At 42.7% G+C, this 26,953-nt stretch carries 25 protein-coding genes and 1 other annotated feature; of the genes, 22 read left to right on the top strand and 3 right to left on the bottom strand.

Translation table 11 applies throughout. From position 1 onward, the window contains the following. The first annotated feature begins 91 nt into the window (after positions 1-91). The 12 genes from safA (at position 92) to yajC (ending at position 9,621) form a co-directional block, all read left to right on the top strand. Positions 92-1,165 (top strand): SafA/ExsA family spore coat assembly protein, encoded by a 1,074-nt coding sequence (safA, locus tag LCL89_RS16810; protein WP_318245592.1) that lies wholly within the window; start codon positions 92-94, stop codon positions 1,163-1,165. After that, positions 1,155-2,117 (top strand): phosphotransferase, encoded by a 963-nt coding sequence (locus LCL89_RS01015; protein WP_224807220.1) that lies wholly within the window; start codon positions 1,155-1,157, stop codon positions 2,115-2,117. The genes safA and LCL89_RS01015 overlap by 11 nt, the downstream gene beginning before the upstream one ends. A gap of 32 nt (positions 2,118-2,149) precedes the next feature. Then, complete coding sequence (gene nadE / locus LCL89_RS01020) at positions 2,150-2,887, top strand: NAD(+) synthase (protein ID WP_224809514.1); 738 nt, start codon at positions 2,150-2,152, stop codon at positions 2,885-2,887. 69 nt (positions 2,888-2,956) lie between these two features. Then, positions 2,957-3,526 (top strand): YhcN/YlaJ family sporulation lipoprotein, encoded by a 570-nt coding sequence (locus tag LCL89_RS01025; protein WP_224807221.1) that lies wholly within the window; start codon positions 2,957-2,959, stop codon positions 3,524-3,526. A gap of 170 nt (positions 3,527-3,696) precedes the next feature. Beyond that, on the top strand, positions 3,697-4,449 hold the full coding sequence (locus tag LCL89_RS01030) for a YebC/PmpR family DNA-binding transcriptional regulator (RefSeq protein ID WP_224807222.1): 753 nt from the start codon (positions 3,697-3,699) through the stop codon (positions 4,447-4,449). Between the two features lie 81 nt (positions 4,450-4,530). After that, positions 4,531-5,097, top strand: a complete 567-nt coding sequence (locus LCL89_RS01035) for a BofC C-terminal domain-containing protein (protein ID WP_224807223.1) — start codon at positions 4,531-4,533, stop codon at positions 5,095-5,097. Between the two features lie 188 nt (positions 5,098-5,285). After that, positions 5,286-5,903, top strand: coding sequence for a Holliday junction branch migration protein RuvA (gene ruvA, locus LCL89_RS01040; protein ID WP_197316571.1), 618 nt, complete (start codon positions 5,286-5,288; stop codon positions 5,901-5,903). Between the two features lie 20 nt (positions 5,904-5,923). Beyond that, positions 5,924-6,925: a Holliday junction branch migration DNA helicase RuvB gene (ruvB, locus tag LCL89_RS01045; protein WP_224807224.1), complete on the top strand. Its 1,002-nt coding sequence runs from the start codon at positions 5,924-5,926 to the stop codon at positions 6,923-6,925. After that, positions 6,922-7,122, top strand: a complete 201-nt coding sequence (locus tag LCL89_RS01050) for a DUF2905 domain-containing protein (RefSeq protein WP_197316569.1) — start codon at positions 6,922-6,924, stop codon at positions 7,120-7,122. The genes ruvB and LCL89_RS01050 overlap by 4 nt, the downstream gene beginning before the upstream one ends. A 20-nt stretch (positions 7,123-7,142) precedes the next feature. After that, positions 7,143-8,168 (top strand): tRNA preQ1(34) S-adenosylmethionine ribosyltransferase-isomerase QueA, encoded by a 1,026-nt coding sequence (queA, locus tag LCL89_RS01055; protein ID WP_224807225.1) that lies wholly within the window; start codon positions 7,143-7,145, stop codon positions 8,166-8,168. A gap of 34 nt (positions 8,169-8,202) precedes the next feature. Further along, positions 8,203-9,342 (top strand): tRNA guanosine(34) transglycosylase Tgt, encoded by a 1,140-nt coding sequence (tgt, locus tag LCL89_RS01060; RefSeq protein ID WP_197316841.1) that lies wholly within the window; start codon positions 8,203-8,205, stop codon positions 9,340-9,342. A 15-nt stretch (positions 9,343-9,357) separates the two neighbouring features. Continuing rightward, on the top strand, positions 9,358-9,621 hold the full coding sequence (gene yajC, locus LCL89_RS01065) for a preprotein translocase subunit YajC (RefSeq protein ID WP_197316567.1): 264 nt from the start codon (positions 9,358-9,360) through the stop codon (positions 9,619-9,621). A gap of 109 nt (positions 9,622-9,730) precedes the next feature. On the opposite strand, the gene LCL89_RS01070 is transcribed toward yajC, so the two are convergent. Beyond that, the gene (locus LCL89_RS01070; RefSeq protein ID WP_224807226.1) at positions 9,731-10,114 is read right to left on the bottom strand and encodes a TIGR04086 family membrane protein; all 384 of its coding nucleotides are present in this window, start codon (positions 10,112-10,114) and stop codon (positions 9,731-9,733) included. Positions 10,115-10,237: 123 nt separating this feature from the next. On the opposite strand from LCL89_RS01070, the gene LCL89_RS01075 reads away from it, so the two are divergent. Together LCL89_RS01075 and LCL89_RS01080 are read left to right on the top strand one after the other, a co-directional pair. After that, entirely contained in the window at positions 10,238-11,524 is a 1,287-nt protein-coding gene (locus LCL89_RS01075; RefSeq protein WP_197316565.1) for an ArsB/NhaD family transporter, read from the top strand. A 542-nt stretch (positions 11,525-12,066) separates the two neighbouring features. Beyond that, positions 12,067-12,711, top strand: coding sequence for a DUF421 domain-containing protein (locus LCL89_RS01080; RefSeq protein ID WP_404813380.1), 645 nt, complete (start codon positions 12,067-12,069; stop codon positions 12,709-12,711). A gap of 21 nt (positions 12,712-12,732) precedes the next feature. On the opposite strand, the gene spoVB is transcribed toward LCL89_RS01080, so the two are convergent. Further along, on the bottom strand, positions 12,733-14,289 hold the full coding sequence (gene spoVB / locus LCL89_RS01085) for a stage V sporulation protein B (protein ID WP_224807227.1): 1,557 nt from the start codon (positions 14,287-14,289) through the stop codon (positions 12,733-12,735). A 123-nt stretch (positions 14,290-14,412) separates the two neighbouring features. Between spoVB and LCL89_RS01090 the strand changes: the two genes are divergently transcribed. From LCL89_RS01090 to dtd, 7 genes are all read left to right on the top strand, one after another. After that, complete coding sequence (locus LCL89_RS01090) at positions 14,413-14,709, top strand: post-transcriptional regulator (protein WP_197316563.1); 297 nt, start codon at positions 14,413-14,415, stop codon at positions 14,707-14,709. Positions 14,710-14,894: 185 nt separating this feature from the next. Beyond that, on the top strand, positions 14,895-17,171 hold the full coding sequence (gene secDF / locus LCL89_RS01095) for a protein translocase subunit SecDF (protein WP_224807228.1): 2,277 nt from the start codon (positions 14,895-14,897) through the stop codon (positions 17,169-17,171). A gap of 116 nt (positions 17,172-17,287) precedes the next feature. Beyond that, entirely contained in the window at positions 17,288-17,620 is a 333-nt protein-coding gene (locus LCL89_RS01100; RefSeq protein ID WP_197316561.1) for a LapA family protein, read from the top strand. 56 nt (positions 17,621-17,676) lie between these two features. Next, positions 17,677-20,001 carry a single-stranded-DNA-specific exonuclease RecJ gene (gene recJ, locus LCL89_RS01105; RefSeq protein ID WP_224807229.1) on the top strand — a complete coding sequence of 775 codons (2,325 nt, stop codon included), beginning with the start codon at positions 17,677-17,679 and terminating at the stop codon, positions 19,999-20,001. After that, a complete protein-coding gene (locus LCL89_RS01110; protein ID WP_197316559.1) occupies positions 19,991-20,503 on the top strand; it encodes an adenine phosphoribosyltransferase in 513 nt (170 codons plus the stop codon). Before recJ ends, LCL89_RS01110 begins: the two co-directional genes overlap by 11 nt. A 141-nt stretch (positions 20,504-20,644) precedes the next feature. Then, on the top strand, positions 20,645-22,849 hold the full coding sequence (locus LCL89_RS01115) for a RelA/SpoT family protein (RefSeq protein WP_224807231.1): 2,205 nt from the start codon (positions 20,645-20,647) through the stop codon (positions 22,847-22,849). A 19-nt stretch (positions 22,850-22,868) separates the two neighbouring features. Beyond that, entirely contained in the window at positions 22,869-23,315 is a 447-nt protein-coding gene (gene dtd / locus LCL89_RS01120) for a D-aminoacyl-tRNA deacylase (RefSeq protein WP_224807233.1), read from the top strand. A 373-nt stretch (positions 23,316-23,688) separates the two neighbouring features. Here the strand turns inward: dtd and LCL89_RS01125 are convergent, their stop codons facing one another. Next, positions 23,689-25,227 carry an N-acetylmuramoyl-L-alanine amidase gene (locus LCL89_RS01125; protein WP_224807243.1) on the bottom strand — a complete coding sequence of 513 codons (1,539 nt, stop codon included), beginning with the start codon at positions 25,225-25,227 and terminating at the stop codon, positions 23,689-23,691. 155 nt (positions 25,228-25,382) lie between these two features. Further along, positions 25,383-25,600, top strand: a binding site (T-box leader). 71 nt (positions 25,601-25,671) lie between these two features. Here LCL89_RS01125 and hisS point away from each other — a divergent pair. Next, the gene (gene hisS, locus LCL89_RS01130) at positions 25,672-26,952 is read left to right on the top strand and encodes a histidine--tRNA ligase (protein WP_224807245.1); all 1,281 of its coding nucleotides are present in this window, start codon (positions 25,672-25,674) and stop codon (positions 26,950-26,952) included. The last annotated feature ends 1 nt before the right edge of the window (position 26,953 follow it).

The following is a 26,953-nucleotide window of genomic DNA, read 5'->3' on the forward strand; positions in this document are numbered from 1 at the left end:
AATCATCAAATTTGTCTCCCTTCCTGCATAGATTGTTATGAAGCTATTATTGTCTTTTTATTCTGAGATTCACAGGAAGGGAGTTGCCATAGTGAGAATTCACATTGTGCAAAAGGACGATACACTGTGGAAAATTGCGAAAAAATACGGGGTAGATTTTGAAGAGTTGAAGGCGATGAATACTCAGCTTTCCAACCCTGATATGATTATGCCGGGAATGAAAATCAAGGTACCGCAAGGGAAAAAGCCGGTCAAAAAAGAAGCTCCAAAAACAACACAGAAAAAAGAGATGCCGAAACAGAAAAAGCCTTCGAATGTCCCTTATCAAGATACTTCACCAAAACCGATTCCAGCTATTGAAGAAGATGAGAAACAACCTGTCACTAAAGGGGCTATGGATAAGCCTATGATGCCAATGCAGCCTGGGCAGATGCAGATGCCTTTCCAAATGCCGAACATCGACCAGCACATGCAAAACTATTATACGACCTTCCATTTACCGCAAATGCCTATGCCTAAAGCTCAACATGAAAAAGAGGATGCCTCGGAAGATTCCGGAGACGAATCCGCTGTGAAATCGGATCAATATCAACAGGGACCTTACCAAGGTGGAGGGTATCCAATGGGCCAGCAGCCAGGCGGAGGATACCCGATGGGCCAGCAGCCAGGTGGAGGGTATCCAATGGGACAGTATCCATCTACGGCAATGAACCAACAGCCTCAGCTGATCAACACCGACTATTATTGCTGTCCGCCTTACCCGGTGATGATGCCTGCTCAAATGCCTATGCAGCATTGCAATGAAATGCCGATGTCTCCTCAAGCTGTAGCGGGAATGCAGGATGAAAGTGACTCATCTTCCATGGAAGGTATGCATCACGGGGGTGATGGTCACGGAGGTATGGGTCCTCAAGGGTATGGACCGATGATGGGTTATGGCGGATATCCACATCATGGTTATGCACCTCATCACCATCCTTATCACCACCACTATGGTGGAATGCAGCATCCTATGGTTGGTGGATATCCATATCATGGTGGTCAGCCGATGGGGTATGGAGGTTGCTGTGGTCCTCAACAGATGGGAGGTTACCCATCCAATCAGTATCCGATGGGCAAAGGGTATGGCCAGGAATGCAGGGACGATGAAGTAGATGAGAGCTAATTACAGGGAGGGCGATTCATATACGGATCGCCTTTTTCAATGGTTAAAATATGATGAAAAACTCCCTATCCTTCTAGATCATAAAATCAAACCGAGAGTCTATAAGGTGAATGTCGATGGTATGCCGAAAATATTGAAGGGTTACACGAGAAGCCAGATTCTCCTCCACCAAATTGAATTTTTTAAAAGCTGGGAGAATGCGGGCACTATTGCAGCGCAGCCATTGCCTTTTAAAGAAAATATTTATACGAAAAGCAAGCTCGGGTGCGAGTGGGGGTTGTTCGAATGGGTGGATGGCAGGCATGGTCGGTTTGAAAATAAAAATGACCGTCAATCAGCCATACAGGTGTTGAAGGAATTCCATGATCAAACGAAGGGGATTGATGTTCTCTCAGTACCGAAAGACCCATTATATATAAAATGGGAAAAACGATTAGAGCAGTTTTCTGCGACCAGGGATGTTTTTGTTGATTATGGGAAGTATCGTCTCTATAAGGAACTGGATACTTTTATGAAAAAAAGATTGGAATCTTTTTCTCGTCATCCCTGGGGTGAAGTAGAAGAAAAGGCGTGGGAACAAAAAGAGTGGCTGCACGGAGATGTTGCCCACCATAACTTTCTCATTGATGATAGTGGGAGGATCAAACTGATCGACTTTGACCTGCTTCATCGAGGTCCTCACCTATATGATGATATTCAGATGGGGCAGCGGTTTCTTCCACATGTAGAACATCGCCCTGATGATTTATTCAAAGGTTTCAAGTACGTAGAGGAGCGGAAAATATGGCTGAAAGGTTTGCTGGTTCCTGCAGACATTTTACGTGAATGGCTTTATGGGTACCGGAGATGTCTTCGAGGAGAAGGGACATTTGCCTACTATTTAAGAAGAACAGAAAAGTCATGGGCCGGCAGACAGAAGTTTGTCCGTTTTACAGAAAATATGCTAAGATAAAGTATCTTATCTGTGAAAGGATGAACAATCCGTTGGAACAAGAAGTGAATAAAATCGTTTCCTGGTTACAGGATCAAGTGGAACAAGCGAATGTTGACGGGTTGCTGGTAGGTGTCAGCGGTGGAATTGACTCGGCTGTCGTAGCCAATTTGATTAAAAAGGCATGTCCAGACCATTCTCTGGGTGTCATTATGCCTTGTAAAAGCCAATCCAGCGATCAAGAACATGCTCAAAAAGTTATTGAAGCGTGTGGCATCGACTCGTTGACAGTGGATTTAACCGAAACACATCAAACCATGTTCCAAACGATTCAAGAACAACTAAAACAGCAGAATTCAATCAATGAAGAACAGACCAAACTTGCAGACGCAAACTTACGTGCACGTTTAAGAATGAGCACACTTTACACGATTGCCACGAACCATAAATATTTGGTTGTCGGTACGGATAACGCCGCCGAATGGTTTACAGGCTACTTCACAAAGTTCGGTGACGGTGGCGTGGATTTAGTCCCGCTCGTTCACATGACTAAAGGTGAAGTCCGTGAGATGGCTGAATACCTTGGGGTGCCTGATGAAGTCATTCATAAACAGCCAAGTGCAGGTCTATGGGAAGGTCAAACAGACGAAAATGAAATGGGAACGAGTTATGCCATGATCGACCGTTACCTCAAAGGAGAAGAAATTCCTACTGAGGATAAGGAGATTATCGAAGCTTTGCATAAGCGTTCGGCTCATAAACGTCAACTGCCTCCTTCCCCTCCACAATAGATTGGGTAATATTAACAGACTAAAACATTCTCCTTGAACCATAGTAAGGGTAAAAGGAGAATGTTTTTTATGTGGAAACTTTTACTTTGTCTTACTATACCTGCTTTGTTTTTGACTGCGTGTAATCAGGGAAATCAAGAAGAAGCTGAAAATAAAGAAGAAAACGTGACTTTTTATCAACCCCTGGAATACACAGAAGGGGAAGCGATTGAGAGAAGAGGGAAGATTCCAACTGGCAAAGACAGCTATTTCAAGCGGACAGCTGAAGAAGAAAACCGTAATGCTAAGTACAATAAAACGAACCGGTCGCATGACAATGATTTCAACAATGAAGATGCCATGGCGATTCTTGATAATATCAATGAATTAAAAGAAGTCACCATGAGTCAGGTTTTCACGACTGAAGATAAAGTTTATGTAGCTGTCATGATCAACCCATATGACCGAAGAAATCACTCCATACCAGGCAAAATTCAATCCAAGGTTGAGGAATTGACAGATAAGAAGGTCATCATTTGGACCAATAATAACAACTGGGATAATATGAAGGATTTGAATGCACGATTAAAAGCATCTCAAGCTCCTGAAAAAGTGAAAAATCGTATCCGTGAATTTTTCAATCAAGGAGCTTCTAATTGAAAAACTGATTGATCAGCTCATATGTTTACACATCTGTTCATATCTTATAAAAAAACGCTTCAGACCAATGGTCAGAGGCGTTTTTTTGTGGAGGGGATCCTCCTTCACCAGAAGATTCATCTATGGTATATTTGTTAAGGAAAAGATTTGCTTTGGAGAGGAGAATGTCCATGGCTGGTCATTCAAAATGGAGTAATATTAAAAGACGAAAAGGCGCTCAAGACGCAAAAAGAGGCAAGCTTTTCATGAAACTTGCCCGGGAAATTTTCATGGCTGCCAAACAGGGCGGTGGGGACCCGGATATGAATCCTAATCTTCGGTTAGCGATTGATAAAGCGAAATCGAATAACATGCCCAATGATAATATTGATCGTGCTGTCAAAAAAGCTACCGGTGATCTTGAAGGCGTCAATTATGAAGAATATACGTATGAGGGTTATGGACCAGGCGGAGTTGCTGTCATGGTCAAAGTGTTGACAGATAACAAAAATCGAACGGCCGCAGATGTTCGTCACGCTTTCAATAAGAATGATGGAAATTTAGGTGAAAATGGCTGTGTATCATTTATGTTCAACCGCCAGGGATACCTGGTGATCGATCGTTCATCTACAGAAGCGGATGAAGAAGAATTGATGCTTGAAGTGATCGAAGCGGGTGCAGATGAGATGGAAACCAGTGAAGAGCAGTTTGAAATATATACAGAACCGGATTCCTTCTCAGAAGTGAAAGCATCACTAGAAGAAAGCGGGTATGCTTTTGAAACGAGTGAGGTTACTATGATTCCTGAAACCTATACTTCTCTCGATGAAGAAGGAGTAGAGAAAATGCTCAAGCTCATCGACATGCTTGAGGATAACGATGATGTTCAAGAAGTGTATCACAACTTGGATGCTGATGAAGAAGTATTGGAGAAGCTATCTTAACTTTCTCTCTTTCTATAATAATAACTTCTGTTCCTGGACACACTAGGAACAGAAGTTATTTTTAGTTAGGGGGAAGGAACAATGAAACGATGGGTTTGGGTTGTTACAATAGTATTCGTATTTACTGGTTGGCAGACCTTATCATTCAATGAGAAGCCTGGACTTTCAGCGTCAGATTCACCGTTACAGAGAACGGTTGGGGCTAAATCAAACGAAGTCGTTCAGCCTACGCTTGTAAGGCCCGAGCCTCTACAACTCACGATTCAGTTGAAAAAATACTATATGGACGGCGTTATAGAAACGGTGAAAAAAGAAGAGACGATCTGGTCGATGATGGACTTTTGGGTGGCATATGAAGGATGGTCCGTAGAATCTCAGGATCTTGATGAAATTGTTTTCCAAAAAGAAGTGGAAGATATCTCACCTCTCACGAAGAAACAAGGCTATTTCGGATTAAATGAAAATGGCGAATTAGCTGTCTATAACGGGGACCCGCAAGAAGGGAACGTCATTGAAGCTTTTCAGCCGATTCCTGTAAAAGCATTAGAGTCGAAGCGGAAAATTGAATTGGAGAATGGTATTAAGATAAAGGATTACCAACACTTTGAACAAGTATTGAAGTTATATTCCGAAGATAAGGAAGTTTGATATACAGCCACTCTCCAAGTGGCTGTTTTCTTGTTTGAACTGTAAGCGGTCAGTAATAATGGTGCCCGGTTCCTCTCGTTAAGCTTCTTCCATGTATGAAAAGCGAGGCAGGTTCTGCATAGGCGAACATGTGCTTGTGTGTTACAATAAAGAGTGCTAGAAATAAGGATTAGAGAGGGATTCTTTAAATGATTACTTATGTAAAAGGACTTTTGACGACAGTGGAAGAAAGTTCAGTCGTCATAGAAACAGGTGGGATCGGTTACGAGATCCTATGTGCGAATCCATACCATTTTCAAGAGGATTTAAATAAAGAAGTTCGAGTTCATACATACCATTATATACGTGAAGATTCACAGAATTTATATGGTTTTAAAAAGAAAGAAGACAAACAGCTGTTTTCACAATTGTTGAACGTCTCAGGAATAGGACCAAAAGGTGCACTTGCCATCTTAGGAACAGTGAGTGTCCCGGAATTCGTGTCGGCTATTGAGCAGGAAGACGACAAATATTTGACTAAATTCCCCGGGGTCGGAAAGAAAACAGCACGTCAGATGATTCTTGACTTGAAAGGAAAGCTCGTTGTCTGGCTGCCGGATGAACAGAATGAAGATACAATTTTCTATCAGGAGGATTTGACGTCCAAGGAGAAACGGGCCCGCATGGATGATGCGATCGAGGCTTTGAAAGCTCTGGGGTATACGGACAAAGAAGTTAAAATGGTCCGTGCTGAGTTAGAAAAAGGGAAACAAGGCTCAGTTGATGATTATGTAAGACAAGGTCTTCAGTTGTTGATGAAGACTTAATCTCATAAGGAGGAGTAGAAATGGATGAACGGATGATTTCCGGCGATCTGCAAGAAACAGATCAAGAAATTGAACTGAGTTTGCGGCCGGAGACGTTAAACCAGTATATAGGTCAAGATCTGACGAAAAACAATCTCCGTATCTTTATAGAGGCTGCAAAGATGAGAGATGAACCGCTGGACCATGCTCTCCTTTATGGCCCTCCAGGTTTAGGGAAAACGACGTTAGCTTCGATCATAGCTAATGAGATGGGCGTTCAATTTCGTACGACCGCTGGGCCTGCCATAGAGAGGGCAGGTGATTTGGCAGCTATTTTATCGTCGCTTGAGCCTGGGGATGTTTTATTCATTGATGAAATCCATCGGCTCCCTCGCTCAGTGGAGGAAGTTCTTTACCCTGCGATGGAAGACTTCTGCCTCGATATTGTGGTAGGTAATGGTCCAAGTGCCCGTTCAGTCCGTCTGGATCTTCCACCCTTTACCCTGGTTGGAGCAACGACCAGAGCTGGATTGCTTTCAGCGCCATTACGGGATCGATTCGGTGTCCATTGCCGTTTGGATTATTACGATACGAACGCGCTCCGCTCCATCGTTGAGCGGACAGCTGAAATTTTTGGAGTGGATATTGATAAAGATGCTGCTGTAGAAGTGGCCCGCCGCTCAAGAGGAACCCCGAGAATTGCTAATCGTCTGCTGAAAAGAGTAAGAGATATTGCGCAGGTGAAGGGGGAAGATGTGGTCTCTAAAGAAACGACTCAGCATGCTCTTGAAATGCTTCAGGTGGATGCAGAGGGTCTCGATTTCATCGATCACAAGCTTCTGAAAGGAATCATGGACGGATTCCAGGGCGGTCCTGTGGGTCTGGATACCATTTCAGCGACAATCGGTGAAGAGTCGCAGACCATTGAGGATGTTTATGAGCCATTTCTATTACAAATCGGTTTCATTCAACGCACTCCACGAGGCAGGGTGGTCACTCCGAAAGCATATACGCATTTTAACAGGGAGGTGCCAGGCTCTTGACGGGGTTCGGCAAAATCTTTATTGTAATAGGGATTGTGTTTATCGTAATCGGACTATTGTGGAGTCTGTTTGGGAAGCTTCCAGGGGACTTGAGCTTTAAGAAAGGCAATGTCACCTTTTATTTTCCTGTAATGACTTCCATAGTCGTCAGCATTGTCTTATCATTGATTTTTTATTTTATCGGAAAAATACGCTAAGGAAGAATAGGGGATTTTTCATGGATATCAAGCAATATGATTTTGAGCTGCCTGAAGAGCTCATCGCACAAGTACCACTTCAGGATCGTGCTTCTTCAAGGATGATGGTACTGAATCGTGAAGAGAAAGCAATTGAACATAAACAGTTTTCGGATATAAAACAGTTTTTGAATCCGGGGGACTGCTTAGTATTGAATGATACACGTGTGCTGCCTGCCCGTCTTTATGGGGCGAAGGAAGGCACCGGCGGCAAGGTTGAAGTGTTACTTCTCCATCAAACTGAAAATGATGAATGGGAAGTACTAGTAAAGCCTGCTAAAAAAGTGAAAGTCGGTACAAAAATCGTATTCGGTGACGGACAGCTTGTCGCTGAATGTACAGAACTCCAGGACCATGGAGGGAGGAAAGTCCGTTTTTCATACGAAGGAATCTTCCTTGAAGTACTGGAGTCATTAGGAGAAATGCCGCTTCCTCCATATATTAAAGAGCAGCTGCCCGATCGTGAACGCTATCAAACCGTTTACGCAAAAGAAGAAGGATCCGCTGCTGCTCCGACAGCTGGTTTGCACTTCACTAATGAGCTTTTAGAGGATCTGCAAGCCTATGGAGTAGAAATCGCTTATCTGACTTTGCATGTCGGTCTTGGGACATTCCGGCCTGTCAGTGTAGACAACATCGAAGAACACGACATGCATGCAGAATTTTATCAAGTCTCTAAGGAGACGGCAGATCAGTTGAACCGGATAAGAGAAAACGGTGGACGGATCATTTCAGTCGGTACGACATCCACGCGTACGCTTGAAACGATTATTCGTGACTATGGAACATTCACTGAGGCCAGCGGGTGGACGGATATTTTCATTTACCCTCCTCAGCAATTGAAGGCGATTGATGGATTGATTACGAATTTCCACCTTCCTAAGTCTACACTGATCATGCTTGTCAGTGCTTTTGCTGGTCGCGACTTTATTTTAGAAGCGTATCATCAAGCAGTAGAAGAAAGGTACAGGTTCTTCAGTTTCGGAGATGCCATGCTGATCGTCTGAACCGTCAACAAGTTTTAAGAATGAAAGGAAAATTATCATGGCTATCACATATGAATTGATTAAAACATGTAAACAGACAGGTGCACGTTTAGGGAGAGTTCATACCCCTCATGGGTCCTTTGAGACTCCTATGTTCATGCCTGTCGGAACACTTGCGACAGTCAAAACGATGAGTCCAGAGGAATTGGAACGGATGGGGGCACAAATCATCCTCTCCAATACGTACCACCTTTGGCTGCGCCCTGGAGAAGATATAGTGGAAGAAGCGGGTGGTCTTCACTCCTTCATGAATTGGAACGGCTCCATCCTGACCGATTCAGGTGGTTTCCAAGTGTTCAGCCTCAGTGATTTGAGGCAGATAGAAGAAGAAGGGGTGCATTTCAGGAATCACATCAGCGGGGAAAAACTTTTCTTGTCCCCTGAAAAAGCGATGCAGATCCAAAACTCTCTTGGAGCGGACATCATGATGGCTTTTGATGAATGCCCTCCTTATCCAGCAGAGCACGAATATATGAAAAAATCGGTGGAGCGCACGAGTCGCTGGGCAGAGCGTTGTTTAGAAGGGCACAAACGTCCTCATGACCAAGGTCTGTTCGGTATCGTCCAGGGAGGCGAATATGAAGACCTGCGTCGTCAGAGTGCCCGTGATCTGACTTCTATGGACTTTCCTGGATATGCCATCGGTGGATTATCTGTAGGAGAGCCGAAAGATGTGATGAATCGCGTCTTAGATTTCACGACACCATTGCTTCCAACCCAGAAGCCGCGTTACTTGATGGGTGTCGGGTCTCCAGACTCCCTGATTGACGGGAGTATACGAGGTATCGACATGTTCGACTGCGTCCTGCCTACAAGGATTGCACGGAACGGTACATGTATGACTTCCAATGGACGCCTGGTAGTAAGAAACGCAAAATTCGCACGTGATTTCAGACCGATTGATGAAAACTGTGACTGTCACACGTGCCGAAATTACAGTAGAGCTTACATCCGTCACCTGGTTAAAGCGAATGAGACTTTCGGCTTCAGATTAACGACTTATCATAATCTTTATTTTCTGTTAAAATTAATGGGGCAAGTTCGTGAAGCCATAAGAGAAGATCGACTCGGTGACTTTAGAGAAGAATTCTTTGAGCAATATGGTTTCAACAAACCTAATGCTAAGAACTTTTAGAAAGGGGGAAGTTAAATGGATACATTAGTCGGATTATTACCGATTATACTAATGTTTGTCATTTTCTATTTCCTATTAATCCGTCCTCAACAAAAGAAACAGAAAAAAGTGCAACAAATGCAGGCGGAGCTGCAAAAAGGTGATAGAATCGTAACAATCGGAGGATTACACGGTACCATTCATGCCGTTGACGAAAATACACTTGTGCTTTCTGTCCAAGACGGAACACAAATGAAATTCGACCGTTCTTCCGTCCGTGAAAAGCTGAATCAAGACTAATTAGTCAAAGACAGACATAGGACACCAAAAAAAGAGTCCATAATGTATGTAATTGATAAATGAGTCAAAGAAAAATCCCGATGCACACATGTGTGTCGGGATTTTTTCATTATCTTTTCGCCGACCTTTTGGGCAGGTTGACTCCGATCATGCCTCCTAACCATGCTGCGAGGATCAGCCCTCCAAAATAACTGAGTTGAGGCAGTGAGACCCATTTGTTTTCGAAAATAAGTTGAAATAATACCATGGAACTGACAAATATAAGTCCGGTCCCAGCTCCGGCCAGCCATCCCTTTTGTTCACCTTTGTATGCTGCAATCATCCCACCGAAAGCAAGGATGCTGATACCTGCGATCAGTGCCATTTGGTTGAGTGTCTCATAATCCATAGTAGTAAATCGGAGAAGTAAGGCAAGGAGAGCTGCAAAAACGATCATCAATACAAGAATTGAACCTACTCCATATCCAAGCACACCTTGGACCATCTTTTTCATAGAAACGCCCCCTTGATTAGCTTGTCATTCTTACTATATGCAAGCAGATTGTAAAGATAGAAGTAGATATTTTCTGTTGGACATGAATAGATATTAATAAAGTCCGTTAAAAGGGGAAGGTCTATGACTACTGTTCTTGCCTTACTTATATTTGTTGCCAGCTATGTCTTAATCATGACTGAAAAGTGGAACCGGGCGCTTGTCGCGCTGGCAGGCGGAGTCCTCTTACTTATGACCAAAGTATATAAATGGGAGGAAGCATTCGGGTTTATTGACTGGGAGACGGTTGCTCTCTTATTTTCAATGATGGTACTGGTATCCATTACGAAAAAAACCGGAATCTTTACCTTCATGGCAATTAGACTTGCCCAGCTGGTCAAAGGGCGGCCGGTGCCATTGTTGGCAGTGACAGCGGTTTTCACTGCTGTTGGATCAGCTTTTTTAGATAATGTAACTACAGTTCTATTGTTTGTTCCTGTTCTTCTTTCCTTGATTGAACGTCTGCAGCTCCCTGCTTTTCCCTACCTATTGACAACCATCTTCAGTTCCAATATCGGAGGAACTGCAACGCTGATAGGAGATCCTCCAAATATCATGATCGGACAAGCAGTGGAGCACTTCAGTTTTCTATCGTTCATGTATCATCTTGGTCCCGTAGTCGTAATCATATTTTTATTGACCTTAACATTCATCATCATGAGGTTCGGAAGTAAATTGAACTATAACCCCGAACTAGCACGCGAATTGATGAATATGGATGCAATGGAACACTTGAAAGTCTCCCGGCTATTGTTCCAGTCATTATCCGTTTTAGTTCTTACTATTATCGGTTTCATGATGCATCCGTTCATCCATATGGATATTACCACTATTGCTGTCAGTGGTGCTTTATTGTTGTTATTCTTAACAGATCGTGAATTGGATGTGGAGCATGTATTCCAAGAGGTGGAATGGGTGACATTGTTTTTCTTCATGGGGTTGTTCATGCTCGTCGGTGGTTTGGAAACGGTTGGTGTCATTGATGAACTTGCAAGAGGAATGGTGTGGATTTCAGGAGGCGATTTGCCGATCACTTCCATGGTCATGCTGTGGAGTTCAGGTTTGTTATCAGGGGTAGTCGATAATATTCCTTTCGTAGCCGCTATGATTCCGGTGGTTCAAGAGTTACAAGGATATGGCATGATGAATGTTGATCCAGTTTGGTGGTCCTTGGCTTTAGGTGCTTGCCTCGGTGGCAATGGTACACTGGTCGGGGCATCAGCCAATGTTGTTGTTGCTGGACTGGCCGCCAGCCATAATCAACCTATCTCTTTCATCAAATTCACGCTGTATGGATTCCCTGTCTTGATTTTATCCCTAGTCGTATCCTCCATTTACGTTTTGTTACGTTATCTACTACCATTTTTATAACGTGTGTGGATTTAAAGTTTGGGAGGGGGAGGGCTAACCTTTCCTCTATTGAAGGATTTATGTCGGTAAATACAAAGGGAAGGAGAATCCATACATTCTCCTTCCCTTTAAATTTGGCACTTTTTTGTCTGGGGTTGCTATTCTTATCGATTTCTTACAAGAGTTCTCCCGGCTTGCCGTTTCGGTGATTCTATTTCAGAAGATGGGGGGGAGGGGGAGCAGTACGCTGTTCCTTCCCGTTCGTATTTGGTGTAACGACTTCACTTGATACTGCCTTTTCGACCCTCCTATATTCCAAAGGCTGCTTCACACGAATTCTGCGAATGAAAGAGCTGAAGGAAGATCACATGAAAAATGACAATAAATCTTTAACAGATCTTAATTTTCTTAAAGATAAATCAGCTAAATACAGCGGCTTCAAAATACTTACTTAGTGACCCGTGCAAAATAATGGCAGTATTGAACATGCAGGTACTCATAAAAATGCGAAATTAGGTGATGTTAAAAAAAGCCAGACCCTAGAAGGAAGGTAGTGGTGGATTGTGCTTTTGTTTTCGCTTATCTTTCGAACGGCCATCACCTATTTCTCGATCTTACTTGTTTTCAGGTTAATGGGGAAAAGAGAGATTGGTGAGTTAAGTGTCATGGACCTCGTCGTTTTTATCATGCTTGCAGAAATCGCCGTATTTTTAATAGAGAAACCAGAAGATCCATTGTGGTTTGCTATCGTACCGATGTCCGTACTTCTTACAATTCAACTCGTCAGTGCCTGGATTTCATTGAAAAGCCAAAAGTTTCGAAATTGGTTTGATGGAAAGCCATCTCTTATTATCCGGCATGGAAAAATTGATGAGAGGGAAATGAAACGCCAGCGTTACAATTTCAATGATTTGCTAATGCAATTGAGAGAGCATGGAATCCAACAAGTAAATCAAGTCGACTATGCTATCCTCGAACCGACTGGGAAGCTATCTATTTTTGAAAAGAAAGAAGGCGAAGAATCAGATTATGCTGTTGTATTGATCGCAGATGGAGAAATTCAGTATAGTGGTCTTCAAACGATTCAAAAAAATAAAAATTGGCTTCTCAATGAAGTAAAAAAACAAGGGTACTCTTCTATAGATCAAGTTTCTTTATGTACCATTTCTCCCTCTGGACAACTTTTCATGGATGAGAGGACAGAGTGAAAAAACCGCCTGTGGAGGCGGTCATTTTTTTGGTAGGATTTTATGCCAAGGGATCATTTTCCACTCATCTTTGTTCAACAACTTAAATGCGAACAACAGTCCGAAGTATAAGACTGTCAGAGTACTTCCCATGACGAGCAATTGGGATAGGGGTTTACCGGGATCCAGCCAATGGTGTTTCCAAGCAAAGCCCACCACCCCTGTAATCGATACGATCATGGTGAAACGGAAGAACAAGCTGAACGGAAACACGATAACTTTCTGTTTGATCAACACTCCTAAATGGAGAAAAGTCACTACAACGATTCCTACTACCATTGCTATGGCAACACCGTGAATGCCGAATTCAGGTTGTGAACTTAAACTGAACAGAACTATGAATTTAATGATAGCTCCTATCAATGTGTTCCACATGGCGGGTTTTGCAAGATCCAAAGCCTGCAGACTTGCCTGAAGTGGAGTTTGGATGTAATGCAGCAGGAAAAAAGGAGCCATGAATTGGAACATGAACGCTGCATCATCCGTGTTATAGATTGTTTTTAATATCAATGCAGGGAAAATCATAAAAACGATGGTGATGACTCCCCCTGATGCCAGTGATAAGCGGATCGACTGCATGATCCGATAATGGATGATGTCATTTTTCCCTTTTGCTCCTGCTTCACTGATCGATGGTACAAGTGCTATGGATAAGGCGTGGGTCAAAAATGTCGGTAAAAACAATAGTGGAAGGATATAGCCGGTCAGCTCTCCATATAGTTTGGTGGATTCTGCAACTGCTATGCCGGCAATCGCTAAACTCTGGGCCACAAGGATCGGTTCAAAAAAATACGTAAGTGAACCGATAAACCGACTTCCTGTCGTCGGCAGGGCAATCGTCATCAATTCATTCAATGTCGTTTTAGCTTTATTCCAGTGCTGACTCCATGATTTTCGTATGTTGAATCGTTTATGGGTGTTGAATTGTTTGACCATATAGATCAGAGATACAAATTCACCAAGCACTACAGCAGCCATCGCACCTGCTGCTGCATATTGGACTCCATAAGGGAACAGCAGCTTGGTCAGAACGATGACACCACCGATGCGGACAACCTGTTCAATGACTTGGGAGATGGCCTGTGGCTTCATATTCTGTCGTCCTTGAAAGTATCCTCTTACAACCGCTGAAACAGCCGTGATAGGAATGATGGGTGTGACAGCCATCAAAGGATAAATGGCTCTTGAGTCAGTAAGAAAATAATGAGCGACCACTGGTGAGAGGACAAATAACCCTATCGTAAATAAGATACTTAATGAGCCCGTGACTGCAAGCGACACGATAAGAATTCGTTTGATTTTCTTTTCATCACCGACGGCTTCAGCTTCGGAAACGCGTTTTGAAATCGCTACTGGAAGTCCGAACTGAGTAATGGTGATAGCAAGAATCAAGGTAGGTAAAGCCATCATGTAGAGTCCAACACCTTCGGCTCCCATGACGCGGGCTACAACAATACGGTTTATAAATCCCAGCAGCCGGGTGATGAGACCCGCTAATACAAGGATGAGTGCTCCATGGAGAAAGGTTTGTTTAGACATATTGAGGATCCGCCTTCTCAAAGAATTGAAATTCAGCTACAATGAAGTATATGCGCATTGATGGACAAGGCATGACAAGGGATTGTACCCGATTCAAAAATTAGTGATATGAGGTGTGCGGCAATGGAGGTAGTAAAGACGGTCAGCCAATGGAAAGACGAAGTAGCCCCGGTCCTTGAGAGTAAGTTGGATGAACTCCATTTACTGGGGTATAATCGTGCGACGAAAAATGAAGTGTGGGAATGTCTGGTCCAAAAAGTCTGGAAGGGTAATCCAGAGAAACGAATTCATGAAGTGGTCCAGGATATTTTCCACTTGAACATCCATACATATGTCAGTTATTTGACGATGTCAGCCTTTCAAAATGAGGATTTGATGGCATCTTTGGAAGCATTGAATGTTGCACCAGATCAATCTTAACCATGTTGACTTCTTTTGACAGAAACTTCTATAATCAATCAAGAGTCGTCATTAGAACGTAAGGTAGTAAAATGAGTGGCATAGAACACAGCGATGAACATCCTCTTTAGATGAAATGGACGTTGTACGGGACATATATGTACATAGGTTTATTGGGGTGTGTCGGTTTAAAGGAGGAAAACGGAATGGTGAAACGTGGTCGAATCGTCGCCTTCTTCATTGTCCTGCTATTACTGGCGGGGACGATAGGGACGACATTGACAGGGATTACGAAAGATATAAGGTTGGGTCTTGACCTCCAGGGTGGCTTTGAAATTTTATATGATGTCGAACCACTCGATGAAGGGCAGGAAGTCAATAGACAAGTGCTGGAGGCTACAGTGGAAGCGCTGAACCGACGTGTCAATACGCTTGGAATCAGTGAAACCAATATAGCCATTGAAGACGGAAATCGAATCCGTGTTCAGCTCGCGGGTGTTGAGGATCAGAAGGAAGCCCGTGATTTATTGTCCACCACAGCTAAACTTTCTTTCCGTGGTGTGGATGATAAGGAATATATGAATGGACAGGACTTGAAGGAAGGTAGTGCACAGCAGAGCTTCAATCCGCAAAATAACAATCCGATCGTAACATTGGAAGTGAAGAGCGCCTCAGAATTTTATGATGTTACGAAAGAAATTGCGAATAAACCGGATGATCCTACTACTCCTTATCTAGAGAACTCTTTAGTCATTTGGCTTGATTATACTGAAAAGACCTCGTTTGCAGAAGAATTTGGTAAAGAGGATCCGAAATATGTGTCGGCTCCTGCAGTCGATGAACCAATTCGAAGCAATACGGTTCAAATTACAGGTAATTTCACTGTAGAGTCTGCGAAACAGCTTGCAGCGATTTTGAATGCCGGTTCTCTGCCGGTTAACCTTGAAGAAACGTATTCTACTTCTGTAGGCGCTCAGTTTGGTGAGCAGGCGATGAATAAAACGATCATCGCAGGAATCATAGGGATTGCTACCATCTTTTTATTCATGATAGCGTATTACCGGTTCCCGGGTGTCATCGCTGCAATTACTCTTACAGCATACATTTATTTGATTTTACTTGTCTTTGAACTGATGAACGGTGTGCTTACACTTCCTGGAATCGCAGCCCTCATCCTCGGTGTAGGTATGGCTGTCGATGCGAACATCATTACTTATGAACGTATCAAAGAAGAATTAAAAGCTGGTAAATCAGTCATGTCTGCATTCAAAGCCGGTAACCGACGTTCACTGGCCACAATCATGGATGCGAACATAACGACTTTAATTGCTGCTACCGTTCTTTTCATCTTCGGTACGAGCTCGGTAAAAGGCTTTGCGACGATGTTGATTGTAAGTATTTTAGTCAGTTTCATCACCGCTGTTTATGGTACGCGTTTATTCATGGGATTATGGGTGAAGAGCCGGTTCTTGAATAAGCGACCGAAATGGTTTGGTGTGAAGCCGGAGGATATCCATGATATTGAAGAGGGAGAAGAAGTTGAGCCGACGGTATTGGGGCGTAAATTCGATTTCGTAGGCCTCAGGAAGAGGTTCTTCACAATTTCCATCATACTCATCGGTGCCGGGATATTGGCCCTGGCTATTTTCAGACTTAATTTAGGTATCGACTTTACAAGCGGCTCTCGTGTCTCCATATTGGCTAATGACAGTATCGAAGTCTCTCAAGTGGAAAAAACACTAAAAGAAGAATTCGATGTAAACCCTAAAAAAGTCGTCATTTCCGGAGATGATAATGAAATTGCTGTCGCTCGTTTTGAAAAAGAATTGAGTAAAGACAAAATCGGGGAGATCCAAACGTACTATGAAGAAAAATTCGGAAACACTCCGAATGTCAGTACTGTATCTCCTGTTGTCGGTCAGGAACTTGCAAAAAACGCTGCACTTGCAGTCTTGTATGCTTCTATCGGGATCATCATCTATGTAACGATCCGATTTGAATTTTACTTTGCTCTTACAGCGATCATCGCTTTGCTGCACGATGCTTTCTTCATCATTGCCTTGTTCAGTATTACAAGGTTGGAGTTTGACATTACTATTATCGCAGCAATACTGACTATCGTCGGTTATTCTGTAAACGATACGATTGTTACGTTCGACCGTATCAGGGAAAACCTCAAGATGAAGAAGAAAGTGAAATCATTTGGAGAACTTGCGAAGGTCGTCAATGACAGTTTAATGCAAACATTGGCTCGAAGTATCAATACGGTACTTACCGTCATTTTTGCAGCGGTTATGTTGTTGTTATTTGGAGCCTCTTCCATTACCAACTTCTCATTCGCGCTCGTTGTCGGTCTAATGGCAGGTACGTATTCTTCCTTGTTTATCGCATCTCAGCTTTGGTTGATTTGGAGAGGTAGAAACATTAAAGATAATCCTATTCAGTTTGTGAAGAAAAAGAATACAGGTGGACCACAGGTCTAAAACAAAAAGCTGTCACTCGTTGGAGTGGCAGCTTTTTTTGGTTCAGCCTTAATTGAGGCGGGTATAGTAGTAATAAGGTATGGTAAAATGGTTCAGTATGAAAGGGGGAATGATTCATGAAGGGACAATCTTATTTGATACTCGCTCTTATATTTGCTTTGATTATTGCTATCTTTGCAGTCATCAATGTGGATCCTGTACAAGTGAACTTTCTTTTCGGCACAGGTGAAGCTCCTCTTATCCTGGTGATCCTTTTATCAGTTCTATTAGGTGGATTAGCAACAGCTTCTGTAGGAGCCGTGCGGTACTTCAAGTTGAAAAGAGAGAACCGAAAGCTTCATCAACAATTATCTGCAAAAGATCAAGAACAAAAGGAATTTCAATCCGGATCGATTGAGGAAGATACACGAACGGATGACGCTGAAAATTCTGCATCTGAAAACGTATAAGGAAGTTTGCCACCCCTGGACCGCTCTTGTATAATAGATGGGTCAGGGGTGAACTTATGTTACAAAGCAGTATGAAATGGAATTTTACATATACAGGAGAAGTGGAATCTGGAGGCAGCTCTGATGGTTTGACTTCATTGACGAAGAGATTATTGGAGAAAAGAAACATCCTCGATCCAGATGCCATCCGTCAATTTTTGAATCCTTCTACAGAAGATTTACACGATCCATTCCTCATGGATGGCATGAGGCGTTCCATTAACAGAGTGAAGGATGCGATTTCTAATGGTGAGTCGATACTCGTTTTTGGTGATTATGATGCAGATGGAGTCAGCTCTACGACACTTATGATTGAAGCCTTAAGAGAAGCAGGAGCCGAATGTGACTTCTATATTCCTAATCGATTTACTGAAGGGTACGGCCCGAACGAAGAAGCTTTTCGCTTTGCTTATGACACGGGCTATTCTGTCATCATTACAGTCGATACTGGAATCGCTGCAATTCATGAGGCTGACATAGCCAAAGAACTTGGTATAGATTTGATTATCACCGATCACCACGAGGTACAGGAAAAGCTTCCAGATGCTTATGGAATCATCCATCCTAAGACATCGAGCGATTATCCTTTTCAGGAACTAGCTGGAGTTGGAGTGGCATTCAAATTTGCTCAAGCTCTCCTCGGATATTTTCCAAAACACCTCTTAGATTTGGTCGTAATCGGTACCATCGCCGATTTAGTTCCCCTTCAGGGAGAAAACCGAGTTTTGGCTTCGATTGGACTGCAAGCCATTACGAATTCCAAAAGACCTGGAATACTGGCCCTTCGTGAAGTGTGCGGTATTGAAGGAGAAATGAATGAAGAAACCATCGGATTCACCATCGGACCGAGAATCAATGCCGTCGGTCGTTTACAAGATGCGTCTCCAGCAGTGGATCTTCTCCTTTCGCCAGATGTGGAAGAAGCGAGAGAAATTGCTAAGTATATTAATCAGCTGAATCAGGAACGGCAAAAAATCGTAGCAGATATTGCGAAAGAAGCTGAGGAGATGCTTTTAGAACGCGATGATAAGGGTAATGTCATCGTCGTTGCTAAGGAAGGATGGAATCCTGGAGTTCTTGGTATCGTAGCATCCAAATTAGTACGTAAACATGACCGCCCGGCTATTGTACTTGGAATAGATACTGAAAAGGGGGAGGCCAAAGGTTCCGCCCGTAGTATTGATGCATTTGACATGTTCACAAATTGTATGGAAGTAAGAAAACGATTCATTCATTTTGGAGGTCATGCTCAGGCGGCAGGGATGACGTTGGACCTTGAACAAATCGACCTTTTAAGAAAAGACTTGAATGAAATTGCTGAAAGAAAATTATCAGAAGAAGATTACCAACAAGTGCTGGATATTGAAATGTCTGTCGCTATAGAGGATATATCGCTTCAACAAATACAAGAAATCGATCAGTTGCGTCCATTCGGAATGGGAAACCCTAAGCCTCTGTTTCACCTGAAAAATACCCCGAAAGAAATCCGCCTGATCGGAAGCAAAAAGAATCATTTGAAAATGCAATTTCAAGAGAATTCTACCCGGGTAGATGGGATTGCTTTTGGCTTGGGAGATCTTTATCCACATATTTCTCCTGCAGATCAACTGGATATCGTTGGTGAATTGAGCATCAATGAATGGAATGGCAGAAAGAATTTACAAATCATGATACAGGATCTTTGTGTGAGTGAGTGGCAGCTTTTTGATCTTAGAGGTTCCAAGCATCTGGAGAAAAACCTGGTCATTCCTCAAGGGCAAGAGTATATAGCTGTCTCCTTCCAAGGCATGGAAGAATCCCCGCACGATGTACCGATCGTTGACTTTAAGGATATAGATGGTAAAAAAGAGGTCGATGGACTTCTATTATTGGATCTGCCAAAGAGCATTTCACAGTTGAAAGAAGTATTGAATAAGATCAATGTAAGCAAATTGTATGCATGTTATCGAATTGAAGACAGCACATTTTTAAAGACTTGGCCTTCAAGAGATCACTTCAAATGGTTCTACAGCATGCTGATGAAGCGCGGCAATTTTGACCTTCATAAAGAAGGTGATCTTCTTGCCCGCCGCAAAGGATGGGATCGATCAATGGTCGATTTCATTTCACAGGTGTTTTTTGAACTTGAATTTGTTAAAATGAAAGATGGACTTATCACCATCAATGCCCAATCTTCAAAAAAGGACTTGAAAGAATCCGTCCTTTATCAAGAAAGGGAACAGCAGCTATATATTGAACAAACGTTGTATTACTCGACATATAAAGAATTGAAGAATTGGATCGATCCACTTATGGACAAGGAGTCAATGCACGTCAAGGAGGAAGTAGTTAATGGATTATAAAGAACATATCGCCATTGTACAAGACTGGCCCAAGGAGGGTATCACTTTCAAGGATATCACTCCGTTAATGGATAACGGTCCTGCTTTTAAAGCGGCCGTTGATGAAATCGTTGAATACGCAAAAGAAAAAGAAGTCGATATTATCGTCGGACCTGAAGCGCGCGGATTTATCGTAGGGTGTCCGGTTTCCTACGCTCTGGAAATCGGTTTTGCGCCTGTACGTAAAGAAGGAAAGCTTCCACGCGAAACAATAAAGGTTGATTACGGTTTGGAATACGGCAAAGACGTATTGACCCTCCACAAAGATGCCATCAAGCCAGGGCAGAGGGTGCTGATCGTAGATGACCTTCTTGCCACAGGAGGAACGATAGAGGCTACGATCGATTTAGTTGAACAGCTCGGAGGCGAAGTAGCAGGCTGTGCATTCCTGATCGAGTTAACCTATTTAGATGGTCGTAAGAAACTAGGCGACAACGACGTTTTGACATTAATGCAATATTAAATGAAAAAGAGTGCCTCAAAGGAGGCGCTCTTTGTTTTACAGGGATTAGGATAGGTGCTGCTTTACATTTTTTATACTTTTTTTGATAATGTTAAGCAAACCGACATTTGAAAGAAAGTTAAAAGAAACTAGGGTGATTGAATGGCGAAAGATACAGTGTTAACTGCTGAAGAAGTCATAGAACAAGCGAGTAAATATTTGAGCGGTTCCGATCTCGAATTCATCCGTCGTGCTTATCAGTTCGCTGAGAAAGCGCATAGTGAGCAATACCGTAAGTCCGGTGAACCCTACATCATTCATCCAATTCAAGTGGCAGGAATTCTGGTGAACTTGGAAATGGATCCTGAAACGGTTGCCGGTGGTTTTCTCCATGATGTGGTAGAGGACACAGATATCACTCTAGAAGAGATTGAAGAAGCGTTTAATACAGAAGTTTCCATGCTTGTAGATGGAGTTACGAAATTAGGAAAAATCAAATACAAATCCAAGGAAGAACAGCAGGCAGAAAACCATAGAAAAATGTTTGTAGCTATGGCTAAGGATATCAGGGTCATATTGATCAAGCTTGCTGATCGCCTGCACAACATGCGTACGTTGAAGCACCTTCCCGCTGAGAAACAGCGGAGAATTTCCAATGAAACGCTGGAAATCTTTGCACCGTTAGCTCACCGTTTAGGTATCTCTACAATCAAATGGGAACTAGAAGATACGGCACTCCGCTATTTGAATCCGCAGCAATATTACCGAATTGTGCATCTCATGAAGCAAAAGCGGAATGAACGTGAGCATTATATAGAAGAAGTCATAGATGAAATCCGGAGCCAGTTGAAAGATGTGAACATTGATGCGGATCTGCATGGCAGACCGAAACACCTTTACAGCATCTATAGAAAAATGGTCATTCAAAATAAACAATTCAATGAGATATATGATTTATTGGCTGTTCGAATCACGGTCAATAGCATAAAAGACTGCTATGCTGTTCTAGGTATCATTCACACATGCTGGAAGCCGATGCCGGGCCGCTTTAAAGATTATATTGCTATGCCGAAGCCTAACTTGTACCAATCATTGCACACAACGGTAATCGGTCCTAAAGGAGATCCTTTGGAGGTTCAAATCCGTACACACGAAATGCATGAAATAGCAGAGTATGGGATTGCTGCGCATTGGGCTTATAAAGAGGGGAAACCAGTATCAACCGAACGGTCATTTGAGGAAAAGCTGACATGGTTCAGAGAAATTCTTGACTGGCAGAGTGAGACGCATGATGCAGAAGAATTCATGGAGTCGCTGAAAGTCGATTTGTTTTCTGATATGGTTTATGTCTTCACACCAAAAGGAGACGTCATAGAGCTTCCATCAGGCTCTGTACCGATTGATTTCGCTTACCGCATTCATACGGAAGTTGGAAATCAGACAATCGGGGCTAAGGTGAATGGCAAAATGGAACCCCTGGATTATGAGTTGAAAACGGGGGACATCATTGAAGTGATGACTTCTAAGCATTCATACGGTCCTTCAAAAGATTGGATCAACCTTGCACAAACCTCTCAAGCTAAAAATAAAATTCGTCAATTCTTCAAGAAACAAAGAAAAGACGAGAATATCACCAAAGGGAAAGAATTGGTGGATAAGGAGATTCGCAACTTCAACATACAGCCTAAGGAAGTGTACACGAGTGATAACTTGAAGAGGGTGGCTGAGAAGTTCAATTTCACGAATGATGAAGATATGTTTGCGGCAGTAGGATATCAGGGGATTACAGCAGCTCAAATCGCTACTAGACTGACGGAAAAAATAAGAAAACAGAAACAAAAAGAGCAGAATTTGGAGCAGACACTTGCTGATGTCAGCACTACAGAAATAAAGACCTCACCAAAACCGAGCAAAAAAGATTCTGGTGTAAGGGTTGAAGGGGTCGACAACTTGCTCGTCCGTTTGTCCAAGTGCTGCAACCCTGTCCCCGGCGATGATATTATTGGATATATAACGAAGGGGAGAGGAGTTTCTGTACACCGTACGGATTGCCTCAACGTCCAGACGGAAGAAGCCCAAACCCGCTTATTACCAGTAGAGTGGGAAACTTCAGCTACTGATTCCAAGCAATATCATGTCGATCTCGAAATCTGGGGATATGATCGTCGTGGTCTCTTGAACGAAGTCTTGCAGGCAGTAAACGAAACCAAAACAAACATTACAGCAGTATCAGGGAAATCAGACCGTAATAAAATGGCGACGATTCATATCACGATATTGATTCAGAATACAAGCCATCTGAGAAAAATAGTAGAACGGATCAAACAAATACAGGAAGTATATACCGTACGACGAGTAATGCAGTAACTTATAAAGGAGTTTTGTTATGAAAGCAGTGGTACAAAGGGCTGTAGACGCCTCAGTGAAAGTCGATGCTGAAGAAGTAGGTTCAATCCAAGAGGGATTAGTCATTTTGCTGGGTGTCACTCATGAAGATACGAAAGAGGATGCCCGTTACCTGGCTAAGAAGATTCCATTTTTAAGAATCTTTGAAGACGATGATGAAAAAATGAATCTGTCTCTTATCGATATAGGCGGCCGCATGCTTTCCATTTCACAATTCACACTTTATGGGGACTGTCGAAAAGGTCGTCGTCCTAACTTTATGGAAGCAGCGAAACCTGAACAAGCTGAAGAGTTATACGAAGCTTTCAATGACATGGTCAGAGAAGCAGGAGTGGAAGTTCAAACCGGTCAGTTTGGAGCTATGATGAACGTACAGCTTACCAACGCGGGCCCAGTAACTTTAGTTTTAGACAGTAAGGAACGGTAAGTGAAAAATCCACGAATTGATTCGTGGATTTTTTTAATGGCTCTGTTATTGCTTAGTGTTGTTATTTCACACGTGAGCTCATATCAGCTCTTTTTGTCTTAGAACTTGTGTGAGGCGGCCTTTTAGTTGCGTGGGGTAACATGAGCCTACTCAGGCTGCGCCTCCGGGGTCTCACGATGTACCTTCATCCCACAGGAGTCCCGCCATTCCCCGCGGAAAGCGACCTTTTTTTCCCTGCCATCCCATTTCTGGTTATAAAACGGACTAAAACCGCAAATCGCGAACACAAAAAGGTGGAGGAAGTCCTGTTGGATTTCCTCCACCTTTTATTTACTAGCAAATGCATTCCTCTTAATTAAGTAATAGAAAGTCGTTATTTGTAGTAGTTGATTAAACCTTGAGCTATTCCATTCACAACTTGATTTTGATAGGTTTCTGTACGAATGGTTTGTTCTTCTTCCGCGTTGGAAACAAAACCGAGTTCCAAAAGAACGGAAGGGTTGCGGTTCTCTCTTAAAACGTGGAAGTTTCCAAAATGCACGCCCCGGTCACGGAATCCTGTAGAGGAGACCATGCCATCTTGGATGGATGCTGCCAAGCTCTTATCCCTTGAATGATAATAATAACTATTCAATCCGCTTGCAATAACGTGCCAAGGTGCACTGTTGTAATGAATACTGATAAAAGCATCTATGGATGCTGTTTTAGAATAATAAGTTCTAAGCGCCAGTGAAAAGTAGGTATCTTTATCACGTGTCATCAGGACTTCGGCACCTTTACTTTCCAACATTTGCTTCAGCTTCTGAGCGGTTTTTAATGTTAACGTCTTTTCGTACGTTCCTGCTCGTCCGACTGCTCCAGGGTCGCGACCTCCATGACCTGCATCAATCATGATCGTTTTTCCCTTTAAGTTTCCTTTTATAGAAGAAGACGGCTGATTCGTTTTCTTCGTATGTTCGGTTACAATCCATCCAGCGACGAAAGCTTCCCCACCGTTGAAGCTGATCTTATACCAACGTCCTTGTTTTTCAATGACTTGAAAATCCTGCCCCTTGCCTGCTCTTCCGACAATTTCATAGCCGGTAGAAGGCCCTTTACGGATGTTCGTTCCATTGTACTGCAAAGTGACAAAAGAAGTTTTAGTACTGGTTTCTGAAGGGACCGTATCATTTTCAACCTTGTTTACAAGCCATCCAGCTACCCATCCGGTTTTGCCGTTTTTGAGGGTGATGTGGATCCATTTGTTTTTTTCGTCTATGTAGTCATAAACTTCACCCTTTTTAATTTGAGTAAGGATATCGCCTTGTATTGAACCCTTCGATCGGACATTTAAAATCGTCGTCCCTACTTTTACTTTACCTTTGACGCTTGAGGGTTCAGGAGAAGGAGCTGGTTTTGATTCAGTTTCATCCTTTTTATCTTTCGAAACAGGTGTTGTTTCCTGCTTTGTTTCTACAAGATAACCGCTATGTACCCAGCCTTCGACTTGGTTATGTTCAATCCGGACCCATTTCCCTTTGCGTTTCTGTACTTCGACTGTATCGTTTTTCATGAGGTATCCTTTGATCGATCCGTGTAAGCCGGCATCAGATCGGATTCTTAAGTAATCCACTTTTGATGAAAAGTTTTTAACTTGTATGACAGGCTCTTTTTTTACGGTCGTCAACCATTTAGCTACCCAGGCATCCTGCCCTTTCCAATTGATTTTCAGCCAATTGTTCTTTTCTTCGATAATTGTATAAGATTGCTTTGAATGGACTTGACCGATGCGTTCATAATTGATTCCTGGTCCGGTCCGGACATTCAAGTAATCAACTTTAATGATCGCTTCATCTGCTTGTACTGATGAAGTATGTCCACATAAAAGTGTAAGAAATAGTATGATGAAAAAGAAAAGGCTTTTTATTCTCATTTGTCCACCTCCTTTACATTGCTAAGTTTCACTATTCGACAAAAAGGGAATATGTTCCTTCCTAGGGGAAAAAAGATTTTAAAAATATTTTTCCATCAATAACTTGACAGGTGAAATGGTGAAGCTATATTATAGAAGTCAATTCTATATGAACGATAAAACCGATGAGGAAAAAAAGTAACTGGAACCCAAATGGACAGAGAAGAAGCGGCACAAGGCTGAAACCACTTCTACATGATGGACCGGTGAAAGACATTTCTTAGGTTCTACACCGAAACGAAGTAGGTGGAGACGTATACAGGCGTTAACTGTTTTGAGTGGAAGCCTATAGGCTTCAATCAGGGTGGCAACGCGGGTAATCCCCGTCCCTTTTTCTGTAATGGAAAAAGGGACGGGGATTTTTTATGGAAAGATATGTATGTTAAGTCTGAAGGAGGAAAATAGATGAGTATTAACGCTCCACGCGGCACACAGGATTTACTTCCCGGCACAACTGAAAAATGGCAATTTGTCGAGCAGCAATTGACAGATTTGTGTCGTCGTTACCATTATAAAGAAATTCGCACACCGATTTTTGAACACACTGAGTTGTTTCAAAGAGGTGTTGGAGACAGCACGGATATCGTACAAAAAGAAATGTACACCTTTGAGGACCGAGGGGGCCGGAGTATTACGCTCCGTCCGGAGGGGACTGCATCTGTAGTCCGTTCTTATGTCCAGAACAAAGTGTACGGATTACCTAATCAACCGACAAAATATTTTTATATTGGACCAATGTTCAGATATGAGCGTCCTCAACAGGGGCGTCAGAGACAGTTTGTACAATTTGGTATCGAGGCTTTGGGTAGTGATGACCCAGCTGTTGATGCAGAGGTTCTGGCACTGGCTATGAGTTCTTACCAAGAACTTGGCTTGAAGTCACTGAAATTGGTATTAAACAGTCTGGGTGACCTAGAGAGCAGAGAGGCTCATAGAGAAGCGTTAGTCAAACACTTCGATCCACATCGTGAAGAGCTTTGTGAGGATTGCCAAGTCCGCCTGGATCAAAACCCTTTACGAGTGTTGGATTGTAAAAAAGACAGAGAGCATCCAGCGATGGAAACAGCTCCATCGATTCTGGAATACTTGAATGATTATTCCAAAGACTATTTCGAAAAGGTCAAAGAATATTTGGATGTCATGGGAATCGAATATGAAATCGATCCAAACCTTGTCCGTGGCCTCGATTATTATAACCACACGGCTTTTGAAATCATGAGTGAAGCAGAAGGTTTCGGAGCCATTACAACATTGAGTGGTGGTGGACGTTACACAGGATTGGTTCAAGAAGTCGGGGGACCTGAAACATCTGGTATCGGTTTTGCGATGAGCATCGAGCGTTTATTAATGGCGTTAGAAGCTGAAGGTGTAGACCTGCCGGTTGATGAAAAACTGGATTGTTATATAGTCGCTCTTGGTGACGAGGCTGAAAAAGCAGCTGTCAGGCTGACTTATCAACTGAGAAAAGCAGGAGTCCAAGTAGATAAAGATTATCTCGGGAAAAAGATGAAAGCCCAATTCAAAGCGGCCGATCGTCTAGGGGCAAAATACGTATTGGTATTGGGAGAACAAGAGTTGGAAAATAACGTGATCAACGTTAAAGACATGGACAGTGGAGAACAACAAGAAATTCAACTTGAAGATGTCATTCAACATATGAGCAGCATACTGACAGGGGGAAAATAAG

It is taken from the genome of Halobacillus yeomjeoni (assembly GCF_020171525.1).
GTDB lineage: Bacteria > Bacillota > Bacilli > Bacillales > Halobacillaceae > Halobacillus > Halobacillus yeomjeoni.

What these genes read in the sequence shown, in the direction of transcription:
- LCL89_RS01025 (WP_224807221.1), top strand. Translation starts at nt 2,957, where the DNA reads ATGTGGAAACTTTTACTTTGTCTTACTATACCTGCTTTGTTTTTGACT.
- LCL89_RS01070 (WP_224807226.1), bottom strand. Translation starts at nt 10,114, where the DNA reads ATGAAAAAGATGGTCCAAGGTGTGCTTGGATATGGAGTAGGTTCAATT.
- LCL89_RS01035 (WP_224807223.1), top strand. Translation starts at nt 4,531, where the DNA reads ATGAAACGATGGGTTTGGGTTGTTACAATAGTATTCGTATTTACTGGT.
- LCL89_RS01110 (WP_197316559.1), top strand. Translation starts at nt 19,991, where the DNA reads ATGGATTATAAAGAACATATCGCCATTGTACAAGACTGGCCCAAGGAG.
- ruvA (WP_197316571.1), top strand. Translation starts at nt 5,286, where the DNA reads ATGATTACTTATGTAAAAGGACTTTTGACGACAGTGGAAGAAAGTTCA.
- LCL89_RS01015 (WP_224807220.1), top strand. Translation starts at nt 1,155, where the DNA reads ATGAGAGCTAATTACAGGGAGGGCGATTCATATACGGATCGCCTTTTT.
- hisS (WP_224807245.1), top strand. Translation starts at nt 25,672, where the DNA reads ATGAGTATTAACGCTCCACGCGGCACACAGGATTTACTTCCCGGCACA.
- dtd (WP_224807233.1), top strand. Translation starts at nt 22,869, where the DNA reads ATGAAAGCAGTGGTACAAAGGGCTGTAGACGCCTCAGTGAAAGTCGAT.
- LCL89_RS01075 (WP_197316565.1), top strand. Translation starts at nt 10,238, where the DNA reads ATGACTACTGTTCTTGCCTTACTTATATTTGTTGCCAGCTATGTCTTA.
- LCL89_RS01100 (WP_197316561.1), top strand. Translation starts at nt 17,288, where the DNA reads ATGAAGGGACAATCTTATTTGATACTCGCTCTTATATTTGCTTTGATT.
- spoVB (WP_224807227.1), bottom strand. Translation starts at nt 14,289, where the DNA reads ATGTCTAAACAAACCTTTCTCCATGGAGCACTCATCCTTGTATTAGCG.
- LCL89_RS01090 (WP_197316563.1), top strand. Translation starts at nt 14,413, where the DNA reads ATGGAGGTAGTAAAGACGGTCAGCCAATGGAAAGACGAAGTAGCCCCG.
- LCL89_RS01115 (WP_224807231.1), top strand. Translation starts at nt 20,645, where the DNA reads ATGGCGAAAGATACAGTGTTAACTGCTGAAGAAGTCATAGAACAAGCG.
- yajC (WP_197316567.1), top strand. Translation starts at nt 9,358, where the DNA reads ATGGATACATTAGTCGGATTATTACCGATTATACTAATGTTTGTCATT.
- secDF (WP_224807228.1), top strand. Translation starts at nt 14,895, where the DNA reads ATGGTGAAACGTGGTCGAATCGTCGCCTTCTTCATTGTCCTGCTATTA.
- queA (WP_224807225.1), top strand. Translation starts at nt 7,143, where the DNA reads ATGGATATCAAGCAATATGATTTTGAGCTGCCTGAAGAGCTCATCGCA.
- LCL89_RS01125 (WP_224807243.1), bottom strand. Translation starts at nt 25,227, where the DNA reads ATGAGAATAAAAAGCCTTTTCTTTTTCATCATACTATTTCTTACACTT.
- ruvB (WP_224807224.1), top strand. Translation starts at nt 5,924, where the DNA reads ATGGATGAACGGATGATTTCCGGCGATCTGCAAGAAACAGATCAAGAA.
- recJ (WP_224807229.1), top strand. Translation starts at nt 17,677, where the DNA reads ATGTTACAAAGCAGTATGAAATGGAATTTTACATATACAGGAGAAGTG.
- LCL89_RS01030 (WP_224807222.1), top strand. Translation starts at nt 3,697, where the DNA reads ATGGCTGGTCATTCAAAATGGAGTAATATTAAAAGACGAAAAGGCGCT.